This is a genomic window from Rheinheimera oceanensis (genome assembly GCF_018831085.1).
GTDB classification, from domain to species: Bacteria; Pseudomonadota; Gammaproteobacteria; order Enterobacterales; family Alteromonadaceae; genus Alishewanella; species Alishewanella oceanensis.
On the sequence record NZ_JAGPNM010000002.1, the window covers coordinates 1 to 17,785 of the forward strand.

Here is a 17,785-nt window from a genome sequence, read left to right on the forward strand (position 1 = left end):
AACCGATAAATTTCATTTTTGTGAAATCCATCATAAGTGCCCACACAGATGATTGATTGCGTATTGTTAAAGAGCGTGCTTTGAACTCTCAAAGCGGGAGGCGTATATTACCCTTCCCAGTTTTTAAGTCAAGCGTGACGATGATTCTTAATGCAAAAACACATCGTCACACCAGACTTTTTATCTCATTTCACCGTGTTAACCACCACCGTGAAGCGAGGGCGCCATTTTAGTGATTTAACAGAGGCTGTCAAGCGTCTTTTTAAAAGATTTTTGCGGCCCGTTTTAACTCACCCGAAGCACCGCATCAGCGCTACCCCGTGGCATGGCGCGCATTATAGGGCCTTTTGGGATACCTGCAAGCGGTTATTTGAGAAAACTTATGTTTTTAAGATCGTTCGCAGAAAAACCGTACAAAGTGGTAAAAAAGCAAACAAAACACGCTACTTTTTAGCCTCTCGAATAACTACAGCAGCCTTAAGCCGGTTTTTGCCATAACTAAAAGCTTTCATAAACACGCTGTGCTCTACCGGGATGTACTGCCGCTCTGCTGCAGACAGCCAGGGGATATCTTCAGTATCTGGATCATTAATATAGACAAAATGTTCATCTACTGCGCATACCACCACCCAATGCGGCGCTTTGCTTTTATCAAACTGCCAGGTGCTTATTAATACCAGCAACAAAGCACCATCCTGTAGTAACTGTTTTATCTTGCTGATACCGGGCTCAGAGCGATGCAACACAATGCCACTTTGTTCAACCTTTTGCCGGTATGAATCGTGTACCCGTAGCAAAATAGCTTTCTTTACTTCGCTGCGCACAGTGTCAGTAAATAAAGGCCCCTCTTTATTTAGGAAAATCTCCACCGCGAACCCACGGCTATGGGCAGCTAAAGCCAGGCCTCTGGGCCCACAACCGCCATGACCCGAGGTCATAAAAATAGTTGTAGCCTCGCGCCAGATGTCTATTTCCAACGCAGCAGGATCGAACTTACCGGGCTGAAAGTAATTAAAAGCCATTAGTAAGCAAGCCGGGCCGCAAGTAAAAGGCGTAGTTTGCGGGATATAGGGTACTTGTCGGCTTAGAGAGGCACTATCAAACTGAATAATTTGTTTTTGCATGCAAATAGCATCAGAGTGATCTTCGTAGAAGTCATGCTTAATAGCAAATTCATGATAATTCAGTTTCTGGTACAGTTTAATTGCAGCAGTGTTATCGTAGCGTACCTCTAAACGCAGTAAGACGCAGCGCCTGGCAGCTGCAGTTTTTTCTGCATTTAGCATAAGAAATTCAGCCACCCCCTGCTTACGATAAACAGGATCTACCGCCAGAGAATAAAGCCGCGCCAGGCTGGTGCCTCTTCTATATATAAGCAGAAAGTAACCCGCTAACTGGCCAGCCTGTTCGGCGATCAGCAAGTCATTGCGGTTATCAGCGATAAAACGCCTGAAACTGCGTAAACTAATACGATCAGTTGTGAAGCACTTCTGCTCTAACGTCATTAGTGCTGAAATATCTCCGGCAGTTGCATATCTGCATGTCAGACCGGATGAATCGCTGTTTAATACTGTTGTTAAAGTCATTATTGCCTTTGGCTGATTTTTAACTAAGTTTAGGATAACAACAGCTAAACGAATGAAAAGCAAACAAGAAATTTAACTGTTGTGGTGCAATTTTCTTCACTGTCTTTTTATCTGGCATCACGACATGCTTTAGCAAAATTATAGGAGTGGCAATGGCCAAACTGATTATCGTAGTTGACAAAGCTCAGGATTGGGCACCTTTTCATCAGTATGATGGCGTAATGACATTGCCAGCCTATCTGAAATGGTCGGCTAAAAATAAACAACGTACCCGGGTTATTAACTTATGCCGCCAGGCGCAATACCTGGGAAGCGGCTACTACTGTTCATTACTGGCAGAAGCGCGCGGCCACCATGTGGTACCTTCTGTCCGGGCCTTTAATAAATTTAACCGCCACGAAATAGCCGATATTGCCGAAGAAATCCCAGGCACTATTCTGACACAGCTAAACAAAGCCTTAGTTGATGAAAGCAGCACGCAGCTTATTTTTAATATTTACTTTGGTGAAACTGAGCATAAAGCACTGAAAAAGGTGGCCCGCTATCTGTTTGACGCCTTTTCAGTACCTATATTGCGCGTTGAACTGCAAAAGAAAGTTAACTGGCAGGTAAAAACGCTGAAGATAGGCAGCGTGCATAAGCTGAACGAACAGGAGCAGAGCTTATTTGGCAACACCTTAGAACGCTACAGCCATAAGATCTGGCGGGTAGAGCCGACTAACCGTAAATATAAATATGATTTGGCAGTGTTGGTTGATCCGAAAGAGAAGTTTCCGCCGTGTACACCTAGATCGTTGGAGTTGTTTAGTAAGGCGGCTAAAAAGGCTGCTATGGACACCGAGCAAATTGGCGCCAGAGATATACACCGGCTGGCAGAGTTCGACGGCTTATTTATTCGCGAAACTACCGCCGTCAATCATCATACCTTTCATATGGCATTAAAAGCTGAACGTGAAGGCCTGGCGGTAATTGATGATCCAAATTCAATATTACGTTGTGGTAATAAAGTCTATTTACAAACGTTGTTCGAACAGCATAAGGTGCCTATGCCCGATGGCATTATGCTGTTTAAGCAGGACGAAGATAACTTAGAGCGTGCAGCCGATACTTTGGGCTTACCACTGGTGCTGAAAATTCCTGATGGCAGTTTTTCCCGTGGGGTGGTAAAAGTAAAAACCCTGACCGAACTACGTTCGCAGCTTACAGCCCTGTTTGAACAAAGCGCAATTATTCTGGCTCAGCGTTATACCTTTACCGAGTACGATTGGCGTATAGGGATACTGAACGGTACGCCTATTTTTGCCTGCAAATATTTTATGGCACGCAACCACTGGCAAATCTATAAACATGGCAAAGCCAAAACGGAAAGTGGCGGCTTTAGTACCTGTGCTATTACAGAAGTGCCTGCACATGTGCTGGATGCCGCTATCCGTGCCTGCGCGCCTATCGGCGATAGTTTATATGGCGTAGATGTAAAACAAGACGGTGACAAAGTTTACGTTATAGAAGTAAACGACAACCCTAATATTGATGATGGTGTAGAGGATTTATATTTGGGTAATAAACTCTATGACATGCTGGTGGATGACTTTATCCGCCGTATAGAACTAAAACGATAGAATCTAAAGCTGGCCTGCGCAGCAGGTTTTTACCAGGAATGATAAAAACACAAAAGCGCCAGGAGCGCTTTTGGACAGCCGAAGGCTGGTCCCGAAGGGATGCCTGCATGGATTGCAGGCACAAAAAAACCGGCCTTAGCCGGTTTATTTGGTGCAGATGGAGAGACTCGAACTCTCACGCCTTGTGGGCACAAACACCTGAAGCTTGCGTGTCTACCAATTCCACCACATCTGCGTTATGTCTTCGCTACTGCGTTAACATGGCGTGCAGTATAGCGACTTTATCAAACCAGTCAACTGTGAAAATGCACATTTTGTGTCGTTTTATATCGTTCGGGCAAATACTAAGCAAGATGCCTAGTATTTAGCCTTTTTCAGCAAACCAATCTCTTCTAAACGCTGCATTAAGTAGTCGTTAGAGTTAATCGGCTCCGGGTAGCGATTAGGCCTGTCGGCACTGATACAGCTATCCAGAGTTTTTATTACGTAATCCGGGTTCGGATGCATAAAAAACGGAATTGAATAACGTGGCTCACCTGCGGCTGCACCAGCCGGGTTAACCACCCGATGCGTTGTCGATGGCAATACATGGTTGGTCAGACGTTGCAGCATATCACCGATATTCACCACTATAGTGCCTTCAATCGTAGTAACCGGCAGCCAGCTGCCATCGCGGCGCAAAATTTCCAGACCGGCCTCATTCGACCCCACCAACAGGGTGATAAGGTTAATATCTTCGTGCTGGCCCGCACGAATAGACTGGGTGCTGGTGTCTTTAATCGGTGGATAATGAATAGGCCGCAAAATAGAGTTACCGTAATTCACCTTATCGGCAAAGTAACTTTGCTCCTGCCCCAGAAACAGGGCTAACGCTTCCAGCACACGATTACCTAACTTTTCCAGTTCAGCATAGAGAGCATAAGTGGCCTGCTGAAAACCCGGCACTTCGGTTGGCCAGACATTAGGGTACAAACTCGGATGTGGCGCCGGGCCATTCAGTTCACGGCCAACATGCCAGAACTCTTTTAAATCCGGATGATTAGAGTCTTTGGCTTTTTCTACACCAAAACCGGTGTAACCACGCGCACCGCCCTGGCCAGGTTTATGGTATTTCGCTTTAACCTCATTTGGTAAAGCGAAAAATTGCTTAATCGCTTTGTAAGTATTTGCTACCACTTCATCTGAAATACCATGGCCGCTAATGCCGCAGAATCCAAACTCAGTGTAGGCCTTGCCAATTTCGGCAACAAAGTTATCTTTGTCGGTGGCAAACCGTCTTATATCTAACGTTGGAACTTGCTGTGTCATATAAAAGACCTGTTTTTAGCCTAAGGAAAAAAAGAACCCTGCAATAGCAGCGCTCATTAAGTTAGCCAATGTTGCTGCAAGCAGGGCTTTTAAACCCAGTTCAGCAATATCAGCCCGGCGCCCTGGAGCCATACCGCCCAGACCACCTAATAAAATAGCAATTGAAGAAAAGTTAGCAAAACCACACAGGGCAATAGTTACTATCACCTGCGTATGAGCGCTTAACTGCTCTTTCACCTGCACAAAATCGAGGTATGCGACAAATTCATTGATTACCAGCTTCTGACCGATAAAACTACCGGCAAGCCGTGCTTCATCCCAGGATACGCCGAGGATAAATGCCAGCGGCTGGAACACATAACCAAAAATCAGCTGCAGCGTTAAATCATCTTTACCAAACCAACCACCTATACCACCTACTAAGCCGTTAACTAATGCAATTAAACCGACAAAGGCCAGCAACATAGCACCGACATTCAGCGCCAGTTGCATACCACTGGAGGCACCCGCAGCGGCGGCATCAATAACATTAGTATGTGGCTTGTCAGCGCTGATTTCAGTTAACTCGTTTTTAGGTTGCTCTGTTTCCGGCAAAATTAACTTTGCCATTAAAAAGCCGCCCGGTGCAGCCATAAAGCTGGCTGCAATCAGATACTTTAATTCAATACCTAAACCAGCATAACCAGCCAGTACTGAGCCTGCAACAGACGCTAAACCACCAACCATCACGGCAAAGAGTTCAGAGCGGGTCATAGTAGGAATAAAAGGCCGTACTATTAACGGCGCCTCAGTTTGACCAACAAAGATATTGGCCGCCGCCGACATAGACTCCGGCCGGCTGGTACCCAGCAACTTTTGTAAGCCGCCACCAATAATGCGGATAACCCAGGTCATAATGCCAATGTGATACAGTACAGCAATTAATGACGAGAAGAAGATAATGATAGTCAGTACATGGATAGCGAAAATAAAGCCTTGCGAGAACCTGCCTAAATCACCAAACAGGAATTGAATACCGGCGTTGGCATAACCAATCACATTGGCCACTACCTGCGAAATGTTATACAGCACGTCCTGACCAAAAGGCACATACAATACAAAGGCACCTATTGCCAACTGAATAGCAAAAGCACCGCCCACGGTACGCCAGTTAATACGGTTACGATTGGCAGAAGCCGCATACGCCACCAGTAACAGGGCTACAATGCCCACTAATCCCATCATACGTTATTCCCTGATTATTATTCAGCCAGCAACTGGCGGATTTTTGCTTTTATTATATCGATAGCAATCTGATTTTTACCGCCACGGGTAACCACTAAATCGGCATGCTGCTTGGAAGGTGCAATAAATTCGAAGAACGCCGGGCGCACAGAGTTTTCATATTGCTCGGTTACCGAGCTTAAACTGCGGCCACGATCTTCTAAATCACGTTTTATACGCCGTAACAGGCAAACATCCAGCGGCGTATCCATAAATACTGTAATATCAAACTGCTCTCTTAACTGCTCATCAGTTAGCAGCAAAATACCTTCAACCAAAATCACTTTTGCAGGCTGTACTGTTATAGTTTCTTCAGTACGGGTATGGTTTTTATAACTGTATTGCGGCATTTGTATTGCTTTACCGGCACGTAGTGCGCGCAAATGTGCTGCGAGCAACTCGTGCTCAAAGGCTGCCGGGTGGTCATAATTGGTTAACGTGCGCTGCTCAAACGACAAATGGCTCTGATCGCGGTAGTAGGCATCTTCCGACAAAATTGCGATACGCTCACCGCCCAGTTCAGCCACCAGTTCCTGGTATACCGTTGAAGCAAAAAGGCTTTTGCCTGATGCAGAAGCACCGGCAATTGCGATAATAGTATTTTTTCCCACTGACACGTTCACTTTTGCAGAAATAAGCTGCTGATTATCGCTAAAAAGCGCTGATTAAGGAATAAAAAAATGCCAGTCGGGCGACTGGCATTTTAACTTTACTATTTATTAAACAGATCAGAATTTATAGTTTAAACCAACCCGAACTTCCCACAGGGAAGGTTCAATACGGCGGTTTTCAGCTGTTGGCTGGTTAAAGGTGTATACATATTGACCATTAGCGTTAATGCTGGTGGTAACAGCTGATGTCTGTGAACTACCTTCTTTGACAATACCCCAATCATCATTCAGGAAATTACCAACGTTCTCCATCACGAAGTAAACACTACCTTTATGCTCTGGAGTAAAGCCTGGGAACTGTTGCTCAACACGAATATCAAACTTATTCCACCAGCTGCCGCTAAGAGCATTTCGTGGCATTATGCTTCCGCGGTAACCTTCAAGACCTTGCTCAGCGACCCAGTTATTAAAATTGGTTTCATGTTCCGCTGAAGCAAATACTACCTTGCTATCATTTAATGTTGGAACATAAAGCAACTGACGGCTAGCATCGTTAAAACCTAGACCTGAACTTGAGCGGTCAAAGGTATAGCCATATGAATTGCTTTTCACAACCTGACCGAACAAGCTGAAACGAGTTTCGTAACCTGCAAAAAACTCATGCGCATAGGTCAGATTCAGAGTAAAACGATGTGGAATCTCATAGTCAGATGTTGCTAAAGCTAAATTTTCAGTGTCCGAAGTAGAGACAAAGTGGTAATTAGAAAATGCCACAGAACTGTTCATCGGATGCACATCTTTAGCGTCTGTGTAAGCATAGGCTAACGCAACATCTACGCCGTTATCAAAAGACTTAGAACCTGACAATGAGAACACCGTAGAACGGGCATCGTTACCTTTGCGGTTCGTCAACAGGAAATCATTATTTGAACCACGTCTGGACGTATATACTGGACGGCCATCTGGCGCAGTACCGGTTTGATCTAGCGACAGGTCTTTGATAATTGCAGAGTTTTTCTTTCTGCTATGTAATAGATCTGCTGACACTACATAACCGCTATCAAAGCTGTATGTACCGCCTAAAGCATATTTCCACTCAGATGGTATCTTGAAATCCGGGTCAGTTACGTTAGTAGTAGAGTCAGCTGTTCCGGAACCAACTGCATCATACAACGCTTGAGGTATATCATACCCAGGACGACCTTCACCAATCAGGGCAACAGCATCAGGGCCTAACAGTTGCATATTTGTCCGGTTAACCTGAATATTCCGAATACCGTCATTTGAGTAACTATTTGATATCCAAACGTTCGGATTACCACCAGAGTAAAGGCCCGCGCCACCACGAACTTCTAATTGCTCCGTGGCTACCCAGTTAATGCCTAAACGAGGCTGTAATAAACTTTTTCCATCCAGGTTTTGCTGGTTAGAATAACCGTAGCGGTTTTCAAAATTAGCATTATAGGTAGGTACGCTGTCACTGGTATACCAGTCATAGCGTAAACCCGCTGTAACAGTTACGTCTGCATTAGGTAAACGATATTTATCCTGAGCATAAACTGTATGAATGTTATATTTAAATTCACCAGCAGCATCATTCGGATTATGCGATGAAGCATTACCGTAATAGGCTCTTGCTAAACCATTTCTGAATGCGTCGATACCAGCAAAACGGTACTGACCAACACTGTTTTGAACGAATAAGTTGAAAACATCTAAGTTCTCATATTCATAACCAAAATACAGTTCATGATCGTCTAGATAATAGGTACCAGCCAGTTTGAAAGACAGGTTATCGTAATTTAAAACGTTAGACTGACGCGAATCATCCGGCCCCAGATATATAGTGGTGCCATTCACACCAAGGATTTGCACTTCACCAAAGCCACTTGCAGCATCTATTGATACCTGACGATTACGCAACTCTGAGTAGCCAATACGTACTTCGGTAGAAAAATCAGGTGTCCAGTCTGAATACAAAGACGTTACATAAGCATTAAGCTCAGCTCCACGCTCGTAAAAGTGATTGGATAAAGACAGACGATCAGAGCCCGCATCAGACTGGGCTATAGAATAACCATCATTATAGTTATAAGTGAAGTTGGCACGATGCAGGTCATTGATGTTCCAATCAACTTTCAACAGTATTTTTTCGTCTTTAACTGGCATGCTTGGAATCGCATAACCAGGATCATAATTATAAATATCTTTTGAAATTGAAATAATTTCATCTATCTGGGCTTGTGTTACACGGCCGTTCGCTAACGGTGCATAATCGAATATTTCTGAGCCCTCTAATTTTTCATAGGCAAAAAAAGCAAACAACTTATCTTGCACTATCGGGAAGCCAACATTAACACCGTAGCGCTTTTCGTTGTAAGACCCCAAGTCCTGCTTATCACCCTCTAACTTATCACCTTTCATCGAGTCATTGGTGTAATCAACAAAAACGCTACCACTAACTTTATTTGAACCCGACTTTGTAACTGCATTGATATTACAGGCGGTGAAACCACCATACTTAACATCAAACGGAGCAAGCTCAACCGCAACCTGGTCTATAGCATCAAACGAAAATGGAATACGCTCTGTTGGGTAACCACTGCTATTTAAACCAAAGTTGTCGTTCATACGAACGCCATCGACAGTCAAACTGTTAGAACGTGGACTGCCGCCAGCACATTGCACAGAGCTGGCGTTTGTCTCATTAATATAAATGCGAGGGTCAATACGGATTACATCTTTAATATCACGGTTAACTGAAGGTGCAACTTCAAGAGCATAGCTATCAAACCGCACCGCTGGACCAGTGTCACCCGTTAAACTGGAAATGGCAGTACCTGCGACCTGAATTCTTTCAATATTCGATGCTTCTAACTGGCGCTGGAATTGGAAAGTCTCACCTAATGTCAGGTATACATCATTAATTACAGTATCAGCATACACATCTGAATCGACGATAATCTGGTAAGGACCGCCGACTCTCAACCCTGAAGCATTAAAAACGCCACTGTCGTTTACAACAGCCTGACGGCTGGTACCTGATGGTACGTGTAAAATTGTTATTTTGGTACCAGCAGCAGGAGAGCCTTGCGGGCTGTTAATCACACCGCGGATTGCCGATGATGTATCAGCAAACGCAACGTTTGCCATGCCCATAGAGAGCGCGACAGCCAAAGCTATATTTTTAATTTTCATATCGTTTTTTCACCTGGTAGTTGTAGGTATTTATCTAAATCCATTTGAATACAGATGCTGCTTTCAATTTGGGAGACAATGGTAACTAAACCATATTACACTTTTCTTACGCCAATCCGATTTATGGGAACTTTTAGCTCCTCTCATTGTCTTAGGCGGTTGCCATATAAGTGTAACATAGCTGGTCTGAGTTGCGCACTATGCTGGCCGAAATTGGCTAAAAAACCGACTTACTCAGTGTTTTCATCCATTTACTGGTTTTTGTTGCGCCAGCACTTTATGCTATCAGCCTGTCTGATTTACTTACTTTCATCTAATGAAAAAACTTTTATCCTCGCTCAGTTTTAGTGCTTTAATCAGCCTTGGAGTGTCTTTAAATATGCACGCCACCGAAGTTACCTTCGCTACTTTTAATGTCAGTATGGAAGCGCAAAATTACCTGCCTGAAGGCCAGAATGGCGGCCCGGCTATATTGGCAGAATTACTGCAAACCGATAGCCAGCCGCAAATTCGTAATATTGCTAACATTATCCAGTTGGTGCGTCCGGATGTGCTGTTACTGAATGAATTTGACTACATCGCCGATAGTAATAAAGGTATTCAAGCTTTTATCAAAAACTACCTGAACAAACCGCAAGGCACAGCTGAGGCGATTAACTATCCTTACTTTTACTACAATACAGTAAATACCGGCCAACCCAGCCCTTATGATTTAGACAACGATGGCAAAACAACAGGCATAGGTGCAGACGCCTGGGGCTATGGTTTTTATCCTGGTCAGTACGGTATGGTGCTGTTATCGAAATACCCGATAGATACCGCCAGGGTCCGTACTTTTCAGCAGTTTAAATGGAAAGATATGCCGGGTTTTATGCCAACCAAAAAAGCCGATGGCAGCCCCTGGTACAGCAAAGAAGCCTGGGCCGAGTTTCCGCTTTCTTCTAAAAGCCACTGGGATATTCCGCTTAATATAAATGGCAAAACGGTGCATGTATTAGCCAGCCATCCCACACCACCGGTATTTGACGGTGAGGAAAACCGCAATGGCATTCGTAACCATGACGAAATCCGTTTATGGGCCGATTATTTAACGCCAGAAAAAGCGGGCTATATTTACGATGACAACGGCAAAAAGGGTGGACTAGCAGCAAACGCCAGCTTTGTGTTGCTGGGAGATCAAAACGCTTCGGCCGATAATGAAGGCCATGCCTTAAACAGCGGTATTAACATGCTATATCGTCACCCGCGTATCAACAATAGTATGCCACCAGCCAGCAAAGGCGGCGCAGAACATACACCAAATAACCCCAAAGCAGCCTATCACACGGCCGATTGGCGGATGCGGGCCGACTACGTATTGCCCTCCAAAGCCGGTTTTGTGTTAAAAGACAGCGGCGTATTCTGGCCGGTAAAAGCAGACCCGCTTTACCCGCTTATTGGTTCACGCGGTGCCAGTTCAGACCACCGGCTGGTATGGGTAACAGCAGAATTAAGCGCTGACTAATTCAGCGCTGCTTGTTCTGCTCAACATGGTAAAACCCGGCGCGCAAGCTTATTAGAAACGCTGCACCAGATTTTGTATGTGCACGGTAACTTCTTCCCTATCGTGGTATAAGTGCTTCACCTGCAGCCGGTATTTGATGCTGGCTTCTATCAACCGCTGTTCAAGTTGCTGCAAAATGTCTGTTACCGTCTCATAGCGCTTTTTCATTGGCAGTTTAAGGTTGAAAATGGTTTCCTGACACCAACCGTTAATTAACCAGTCGGCAATGCGCTCTGCCACTCTTTGTGGTTGCTCTATCATGTCGCATACCAGCCAGTAGTTATTCTTTTTCTGTGGCTCGTATTTAAAACCGTCCACCGTTAAATGCCGTACCTGGCCAGTTTCCATTAACGACTCAGCCATAGGGCCGTTATCAATTGCGGTTACCATCATGCTGCGTTTAACCAGCTGATAAGTCCAGCCTCCAGGGCTGGCGCCAAGATCTACCGCATTCATGCCACCAGACAAACGCTTGTCCCACTCATGTTTGGGAATAAACTGAATAAAGGCTTCTTCAAGTTTTAACGTGCTGCGACTTGGTGCTTCATTGGGGAATTTCAGCCGCATAATGCCATTTTCCAGCGGGCTGTTGTTTTCCGGATACGACAAACCGACATACCCCTGCTGACCGGTTAATAAAAACAAGTGCAGCACGGGGGCGCGTTTTAGCTCTTTAGGCAACAACACCCCGGCCTGGCGTAATGACTGGCGCAGTGGCACCGTAAGTTTACGCGCCAGAGTTGATAGTGTTTTTCCGTCATTTGTTTCCGGGTATTCCACTCTTATTTCACCACAACCGCTTAGTTCAGCACCAAGTGCGGCAGCTATTACCGGCGCTATCCGATCTGCCGGCGGCAGCTCAAGCAGGTCGGCAAGCAGCAGGCTCCACTGGCGGATAAAGATAAACTGCTCAAACGGATAATCACGATAAAACTGCGCTAAGCTGTCCGCATCATAAGCTTCAAAAATAACGTAGGCGCTGTCCGCAGTTAACTTGCAGTAACCAAATACATTATGCAAAGCGGCTGTATGCTGAATTTCAGCTGCGCACTCTTTTTCGAAACCAGCGCGGCAGTACAGTAATAGTTGTTTCATGTTAACTCCGCCGCCAGGCACTTACAGCAAATAACAGCCAGGCAGCAATAAGCAACTGGCCACCAATGGGCGCCAGCTGTGAATAATAAAACGGCAGAGCAAACACCCCTGCCAGTATAGTCCAGACAAAAAACCACAACCCCAGATGCCAGACAACAGCAACCAGCTTTACCAATTTGACATCGGTGCGCTGCAGCCCCAGCACCAGCAGCGCTAAGGCATGAAACGCCAGCATAGCTAAAGCGCTTATTAGCCTGGCGATAGCCTCAGCAGTTAACTGCCCTTGCCATAAATGCATCAGCACAGCACTTAAGCCCACTACTGCGCCGCCATACAAAGCGCTGACGCTATTACTTAGCTGCCAAAAGTATTTCATCAATGCTCCTGTTACAAAATTGCGCGGCAGCAGCAATAAGTTGCTGCTGCGTCAGGCCGCTTTTTACTCTGGGTTTAAAATCATGATCGCCATCTGCCAGCCAGTGCATGGTCACTTCAGGCCATTGCATGGCTGCTACCTCGTCTTTTGTACCAAAAACATCACGCTCGCCCTGAGCAATAAATAACGGGCTGACCAGAGTAGCAAAGTGCTCAGTACGCCAGTTAAGTTTTTTCGGTGCATGAAACGGATAGCCAAAAGCAAATATCGCCTTTACGTTACGATGCTGGCCTAGCATACTGGCTACACGCCCCCCCATCGATTTACCACCAATAAACAACGGTAAATCAGTTGGGCTGTTATTTATCTGCTGGCTGAATTCTGCCTGCAATAACGGCATTTTCGCCGGTAAGCTACGTTTGCCGGTGTCGATAAAACGCTGCATATAAGCAAAATTAAAGCGCCATACTTCTATATTAAGCTCTGCCAGTTGCTCGGCCAGCTGTTGCATAAAGCCACTGTCAGCGCCGGCGCCGGCACCATGAGCCAGCAATAAACGGGCTTTAGCCGCAGCAGCGGTATTAATTAGTACCTTAGTCAAGGGCAACGGCATTCGTGAATTGCTGCTCAGCAAAAGCGGCTTGTTCTGCTTCTACCATCGATACCATCCACTGGCGAAAAGCGGTAATTTTACCAAGCTCAGTCTGGCTTTCCCGGCACACCAAATAATAGGCATCTTTGGAGATCAGCACATGATTAAATGGCACTATTAAGCGGCCAGAGTTTATATCTGGCCGCGCTAACACATTATGCGCCAGTGCTACGCCCTGGCCATGAATGGCGGCTTGCAATACCATTGATGAGTGGCTGAAAATAGGCCCCTGATTAACATTAAAATGTTTAAAGCCCTGCGTGGTAAACCAGGCTTTCCAGGCACGGCGTGAGCCGTCATGCAATAAATTGTGGTATTGCAAATCCGTGGGTTCTGACAATGGCTTAGAGCTGTTTAACAGCAATGGCGAACACACCGGCAGTAAATATTCGGTGTGCAGTTTATCTGCATGCAAATTACGCCAGGTGCCCCGGCCATAATATATCGCCACATCAACGTCATCGGTCAGTGAGCCTTCGTCCAGATCAACAGCTTTAATGCGTACATCTATATCCGGGTGCTGTTCACTAAACTGGTTTAACCTTGGCACTAACCACTGAATAGCAAAACTCGGCTGCAGGCTTACAGTTAATGAACCTTTGGCCCCGCGCGCCAGCAGTTTTTCAGTAGATTCATGCAGTTGCAAAAAAATCTCTTTAATATCCAGAAAATAACTCTGGCCTTCTTCTGTCAGCAGCAAAGAGCGGTTTTTCCGCATAAACAGTTTCAGGCCAAGATGATCTTCCAGTGCTTTAATCTGATGGCTGATAGCAGCCTGGGTAACGTACATCTCTTCTGCAGCCTTGGTAAAACTTAAGTGCCTGGCGGCAGTTTCAAAGGCTTTTAATGCGTTAAGCGGGGGCAGGCGACGCGCCATAATGTCTCTTAGATTATTAATATCTGATGATTAAAATTTCTAATCCGAATTATAACGCTGTCGTTGTCACGACGCCAGCAGGCTGCCAAGCTAAGTTCACTTCTCTACCGGCTTGTAGCCTTCAATTTCAACGTCTTCGCCTTTAAACAAGAAGGCTTCCATTTGTGCCTCCAGAAACTGGCGATGTTCCGGATTCATCATATTCAGCTTTTTTTCATTAATAAGCATAATTTGCTTTGCCTGCCACAGTGCAAAAGCTTCTTTGCTGATACTGTTAAAAATTCTTTTACCCAAATCGCCTGGATACAGCTGAAAATCCAGCCCGGGTGCTTCTTTGTTTAAATACTCACAAAATACGGTACGGCTCATAGTGGTTTGTCCTTTTTGTCCGGAATTGCAGCTAATAACTGCTGAAACAGTTGTTTTGCCGGTGCCGACAAGCCAACCTGCGGAATGGCATGTATTGTAAACCAAGTCGGTGCAGATTGCTCCTGCACCGCAGCGGGAGCATGTTTTAGTTTTACCCGCAGTGGCTGGATCCATAAATGAAAATGGCTGAACGTATGGCGAAAGCCTGCCAGTTCCTCCCTGCTTTCAACAGCCAGTGCATTTAGCGCCAGGTATTGCTCGCGCTCTGCTGCAGATGCAAACTCAATAAAACCAAACAAGCCGCCCCAAAGGCCGGATGCCGGGCGCTGCGACAACAACACCTTATCGTCGTGCTGCAATAACAACCAGAAACTCTGTTTTTCCGGCAGAGTTTTTTTGGCTTTTTTGCCAGGGTACAAAGCCTGCTCACCGGCCAGTGCAGCTTTGCATCTTAATTTAAGCGGGCACTCTACACAGCGCGGTTTGCTGCGGCTGCACAAAGTAGCACCAAGATCCATCATTGCCTGATTAAACGCCGCTACTGTATCTTCAGGCGTTAGCTGCTCTGCCAGTTGCCATAGCTGCTGCTCAACCTTTTTATCTCCGGGCCAGCCTGATATAGCCGCAAAACGCGCAAGCACCCGCTTGCAGTTACCATCTAAAATAGCATGGTGCTGCTCCAAAGCTAAAGATAACACTGCACCGGCCGTTGAACGCCCCACGCCGGGCAATGCCAGCACCTGTGCAAACTCAGTAGGGAATTTTCCGCCATGCTGCGTGGCAACTATTTGCGCGGCTTTATGCAGGTTACGCGCTCTGGCGTAATAACCCAACCCGGTCCATAAATGCAGTACTTCATCAAGCGGCGCCTGTGCCAGGGCATTAATATCGGCAAAGCGTGCGGTAAAACGCTGAAAATAAGGAATGACAGTAGCCACCTGGGTTTGCTGCAACATAACTTCACTAAGCCAGGTTTTATACGGGCTTTTATTAAGCTGCCAAGGCAATGTTTTGCGCCCGTGCTGCTGATACCAGCTAACCAGCTGATTTGAAAACCAAACTGCATCCTGTTGCGCTAACATAAAGTCCCCTGTGTTGAAGATTGCGCGCAGTATAAGCAGCCCTGTTTGCCTTGCCAACCATAATCACGGTTGAGCAAAGCCACTAATACAAGGATAATACGCGCCGTTAATGATTATGCGGAGCAACAGATGACAGACAGTACCGGCCAGCAGCAAGACGATCAGGCTGAAAATACCACCTACATGCGCAGGATCCGTTCCTTTGTTTTGCGTGAAGGCCGGCTGACCAAAGGCCAGCAGCATGCGCTGGATACTTACTGGGCAGATTACGGTTTAAGCTATCAGCCAGATCCATTGCCATTAGCAGAAATATTTGGCCGCGATAACCACAAGGTGCTGGAAATTGGCTTTGGTATGGGTAAATCGCTGGTGCAGATGGCAAAAGAAGCACCACAAAAAGATTTTATCGGCATTGAAGTACACCGCCCCGGCGTTGGCGCCTGTTTATCTGAGGCAGTGGCACAACAGGTTAAAAACCTCAAAGTATTTGAACACGATGCAGTAGAAGTACTGGAACACAGTATTGCTGATAACAGTCTGGACACGGTGCAGCTGTTTTTTCCTGATCCCTGGCATAAAAAACGCCACCACAAACGCCGTATAGTACAAAGCGACTTTGTACAGCTGCTACGGCGTAAATTAAAACCTGGCGGCGTATTTCATATGGCCACCGATTGGGAAAACTATGCTGAGCATATGCTCGAAGTTATGCTGGCAGCAGAAGGCTTTACTAATCTATCTGCCGATAATAGCTATGTTGAGCGGCCAGAGCAGCGGCCGCTGACAAAGTTTGAACAACGTGGCCAGCGTTTGGGCCATGGCGTCTGGGATCTGATGTTTAAAAAGGAAAGCTAAATGCTAGCAACAGCCAGTCAACTGGTATTACGTAACATCAGTGATCTTAAAGGCAAGGTATTAATAGTTGAACCCATGGCTGACAGCCTGGCAACAGAGCTACGCTACCTGGCACCAGAGCTTGAGTTAAGCTGCTACAGCACCGATGCGGCAGCAGCAGCCTGTTGGGCTCATGGCAATGTAACGCTTTATACCGATGTCAGCCCGCAGTTTAGCGGCACTTTTGATACGATTGTACTGTTTTACCCGAAAAGCAAAGAGCAACTGGCTTTTACACTGGCTCAGCTGAAAAGCGTTATCAGTGCAAAAACCGAAATTTTTGTTTGCGGTGACAACAAAGGCGGCATTAAAAGCCTGACCAGCCATGCCGAAAAACTGGGGCTGGGCGCCAATAAACTGGACAATGCCAAACACTGTTTATGGTTTTCACTATTTGGTGATTTCAGCCGCTTAGCCACCGTAGCGGCCAGTAGTTTTACCATTAACGCCGCAGGTGAAACCCTTACGCTTCATTCACTGCCCGGCGTATTTAACCATGGCAAACTGGATATCGGCACTGCCTTATTGCTGGATAACCTGCCAGACATAAGCCAGGGCAAGGTGCTCGATTTTGCCTGTGGTTGTGGTGTTATTGGTGCAATGTTAAAACGTAAACATCCTGAAATAGAGCTTTTTAGTTCTGATATCAGTAGCTTAGCCGTTAAAGCAACAGAGCTCACACTGGCAGCAAATAAGCTTAGCGGCACCGTGATAGCTGCTGACGGTTTGCCTGAGTCACCAAAACAGTTCGATTGTATTGTCAGCAACCCGCCGTTTCACACAGGTATTAAAACCGACTACAGTATTGTTGATACTTTTATCCGCCAAAGCTCAGCCAGGCTTAGCGGCAATGGCAGCCTGACAATAGTAGCTAACAGCCATCTGGCGTATATGGAATTACTACAACAGGCGTTTAAAAAGGTTACGCTAAAAGCCAAAGCCAACGGTTTTGCAGTGTACCGGGCAACGAATCAAAGTTAGAGGAAGTATTATGCGCAAACTGGCTGCTGTGTTATTACTGTTCTGGTTAACACCAACAATAGCAGCAGACAGTGCGCCCTGTATTCAAAACCCGAACCGGGTAAAAGCCTGTCCTAATCTGTTGTACCGTGTAGCGCAATTACCGCAAATGTCTGTGCCTGGTGTGGTATGTATATGTGCAACAGACTTTGCGCCGCTGCTGCTGCACCCCGCTGACGATACAGAAAAAATAAGGCAAAATATGACCAGGCGTCAGATGGAGGTGATACACGGCGAGAAGCTGCAGGCTGTATTGGATATATTACAGCGACGTAATAACTAAGCAGTAAAT

At 45.9% G+C, this 17,785-nt stretch carries 16 protein-coding genes and 1 tRNA gene; 5 read left to right on the forward strand and 12 right to left on the reverse strand.

The features are described from left to right. Positions 1-443: 443 nt before the first annotated feature. On the reverse strand, positions 444-1,505 hold the full coding sequence (locus J3B89_RS04590; RefSeq protein ID WP_251372251.1) for a GNAT family N-acetyltransferase/peptidase C39 family protein: 1,062 nt from the start codon (positions 1,503-1,505) through the stop codon (positions 444-446). A 233-nt stretch (positions 1,506-1,738) separates the two neighbouring features. On the opposite strand from J3B89_RS04590, the gene J3B89_RS04595 reads away from it, so the two are divergent. Beyond that, complete coding sequence (locus tag J3B89_RS04595) at positions 1,739-3,205, forward strand: RimK family ATP-grasp domain-containing protein (RefSeq protein WP_215396355.1); 1,467 nt, start codon at positions 1,739-1,741, stop codon at positions 3,203-3,205. A gap of 149 nt (positions 3,206-3,354) precedes the next feature. On the opposite strand, the gene J3B89_RS04600 is transcribed toward J3B89_RS04595, so the two are convergent. The 5 genes from J3B89_RS04600 to J3B89_RS04620 form a co-directional block, all read right to left on the reverse strand. Then, positions 3,355-3,440 (reverse strand) — tRNA-Leu (locus J3B89_RS04600). Positions 3,441-3,562: 122 nt separating this feature from the next. Next, on the reverse strand, positions 3,563-4,513 hold the full coding sequence (locus J3B89_RS04605) for an isopenicillin N synthase family dioxygenase (protein WP_215396356.1): 951 nt from the start codon (positions 4,511-4,513) through the stop codon (positions 3,563-3,565). Between the two features lie 15 nt (positions 4,514-4,528). Beyond that, positions 4,529-5,737: a NupC/NupG family nucleoside CNT transporter gene (locus tag J3B89_RS04610; protein ID WP_215396357.1), complete on the reverse strand. Its 1,209-nt coding sequence runs from the start codon at positions 5,735-5,737 to the stop codon at positions 4,529-4,531. 17 nt (positions 5,738-5,754) lie between these two features. Next, on the reverse strand, positions 5,755-6,387 hold the full coding sequence (gene udk / locus J3B89_RS04615; protein ID WP_215396358.1) for a uridine kinase: 633 nt from the start codon (positions 6,385-6,387) through the stop codon (positions 5,755-5,757). Positions 6,388-6,504: 117 nt separating this feature from the next. After that, positions 6,505-9,585, reverse strand: a complete 3,081-nt coding sequence (locus J3B89_RS04620) for a TonB-dependent receptor (RefSeq protein ID WP_215396359.1) — start codon at positions 9,583-9,585, stop codon at positions 6,505-6,507. Between the two features lie 379 nt (positions 9,586-9,964). Here J3B89_RS04620 and J3B89_RS04625 point away from each other — a divergent pair, with 379 nt between their 5' ends. Continuing rightward, positions 9,965-11,089, forward strand: coding sequence for an endonuclease/exonuclease/phosphatase family protein (locus J3B89_RS04625; RefSeq protein ID WP_215396360.1), 1,125 nt, complete (start codon positions 9,965-9,967; stop codon positions 11,087-11,089). A 51-nt stretch (positions 11,090-11,140) separates the two neighbouring features. Here the strand turns inward: J3B89_RS04625 and rlmM are convergent, their stop codons facing one another. The 6 genes from rlmM to mutY form a co-directional block, all read right to left on the reverse strand. Next, positions 11,141-12,223: a 23S rRNA (cytidine(2498)-2'-O)-methyltransferase RlmM gene (gene rlmM, locus J3B89_RS04630; RefSeq protein WP_215396361.1), complete on the reverse strand. Its 1,083-nt coding sequence runs from the start codon at positions 12,221-12,223 to the stop codon at positions 11,141-11,143. A gap of 1 nt (position 12,224) precedes the next feature. Further along, positions 12,225-12,599 carry a DUF423 domain-containing protein gene (locus tag J3B89_RS04635; RefSeq protein WP_215396362.1) on the reverse strand — a complete coding sequence of 125 codons (375 nt, stop codon included), beginning with the start codon at positions 12,597-12,599 and terminating at the stop codon, positions 12,225-12,227. Next, positions 12,574-13,212 (reverse strand): alpha/beta family hydrolase, encoded by a 639-nt coding sequence (locus J3B89_RS04640; RefSeq protein WP_215396363.1) that lies wholly within the window; start codon positions 13,210-13,212, stop codon positions 12,574-12,576. The genes J3B89_RS04635 and J3B89_RS04640 overlap by 26 nt, the downstream gene beginning before the upstream one ends. Then, entirely contained in the window at positions 13,193-14,128 is a 936-nt protein-coding gene (locus J3B89_RS04645) for a transcriptional regulator GcvA (RefSeq protein ID WP_215396364.1), read from the reverse strand. Before J3B89_RS04645 ends, J3B89_RS04640 begins: the two co-directional genes overlap by 20 nt. 96 nt (positions 14,129-14,224) lie before the next feature. Beyond that, positions 14,225-14,497 (reverse strand): oxidative damage protection protein, encoded by a 273-nt coding sequence (locus J3B89_RS04650; RefSeq protein ID WP_215396365.1) that lies wholly within the window; start codon positions 14,495-14,497, stop codon positions 14,225-14,227. Continuing rightward, positions 14,494-15,579 (reverse strand): A/G-specific adenine glycosylase, encoded by a 1,086-nt coding sequence (gene mutY, locus J3B89_RS04655; protein WP_215396366.1) that lies wholly within the window; start codon positions 15,577-15,579, stop codon positions 14,494-14,496. The genes J3B89_RS04650 and mutY overlap by 4 nt, the downstream gene beginning before the upstream one ends. A gap of 129 nt (positions 15,580-15,708) precedes the next feature. Between mutY and trmB the strand changes: the two genes are divergently transcribed. Genes trmB through J3B89_RS04670 form a run of 3 tightly spaced genes read left to right on the forward strand, consistent with a single transcriptional unit; the run spans position 15,709 to position 17,776 of the window. Next, entirely contained in the window at positions 15,709-16,434 is a 726-nt protein-coding gene (gene trmB, locus J3B89_RS04660; protein ID WP_215396367.1) for a tRNA (guanosine(46)-N7)-methyltransferase TrmB, read from the forward strand. Further along, positions 16,435-17,454, forward strand: a complete 1,020-nt coding sequence (locus tag J3B89_RS04665; protein WP_215396368.1) for a methyltransferase — start codon at positions 16,435-16,437, stop codon at positions 17,452-17,454. Positions 17,455-17,464: 10 nt separating this feature from the next. After that, positions 17,465-17,776, forward strand: coding sequence for a hypothetical protein (locus tag J3B89_RS04670; protein WP_215396369.1), 312 nt, complete (start codon positions 17,465-17,467; stop codon positions 17,774-17,776). The last annotated feature ends 9 nt before the right edge of the window (positions 17,777-17,785 follow it).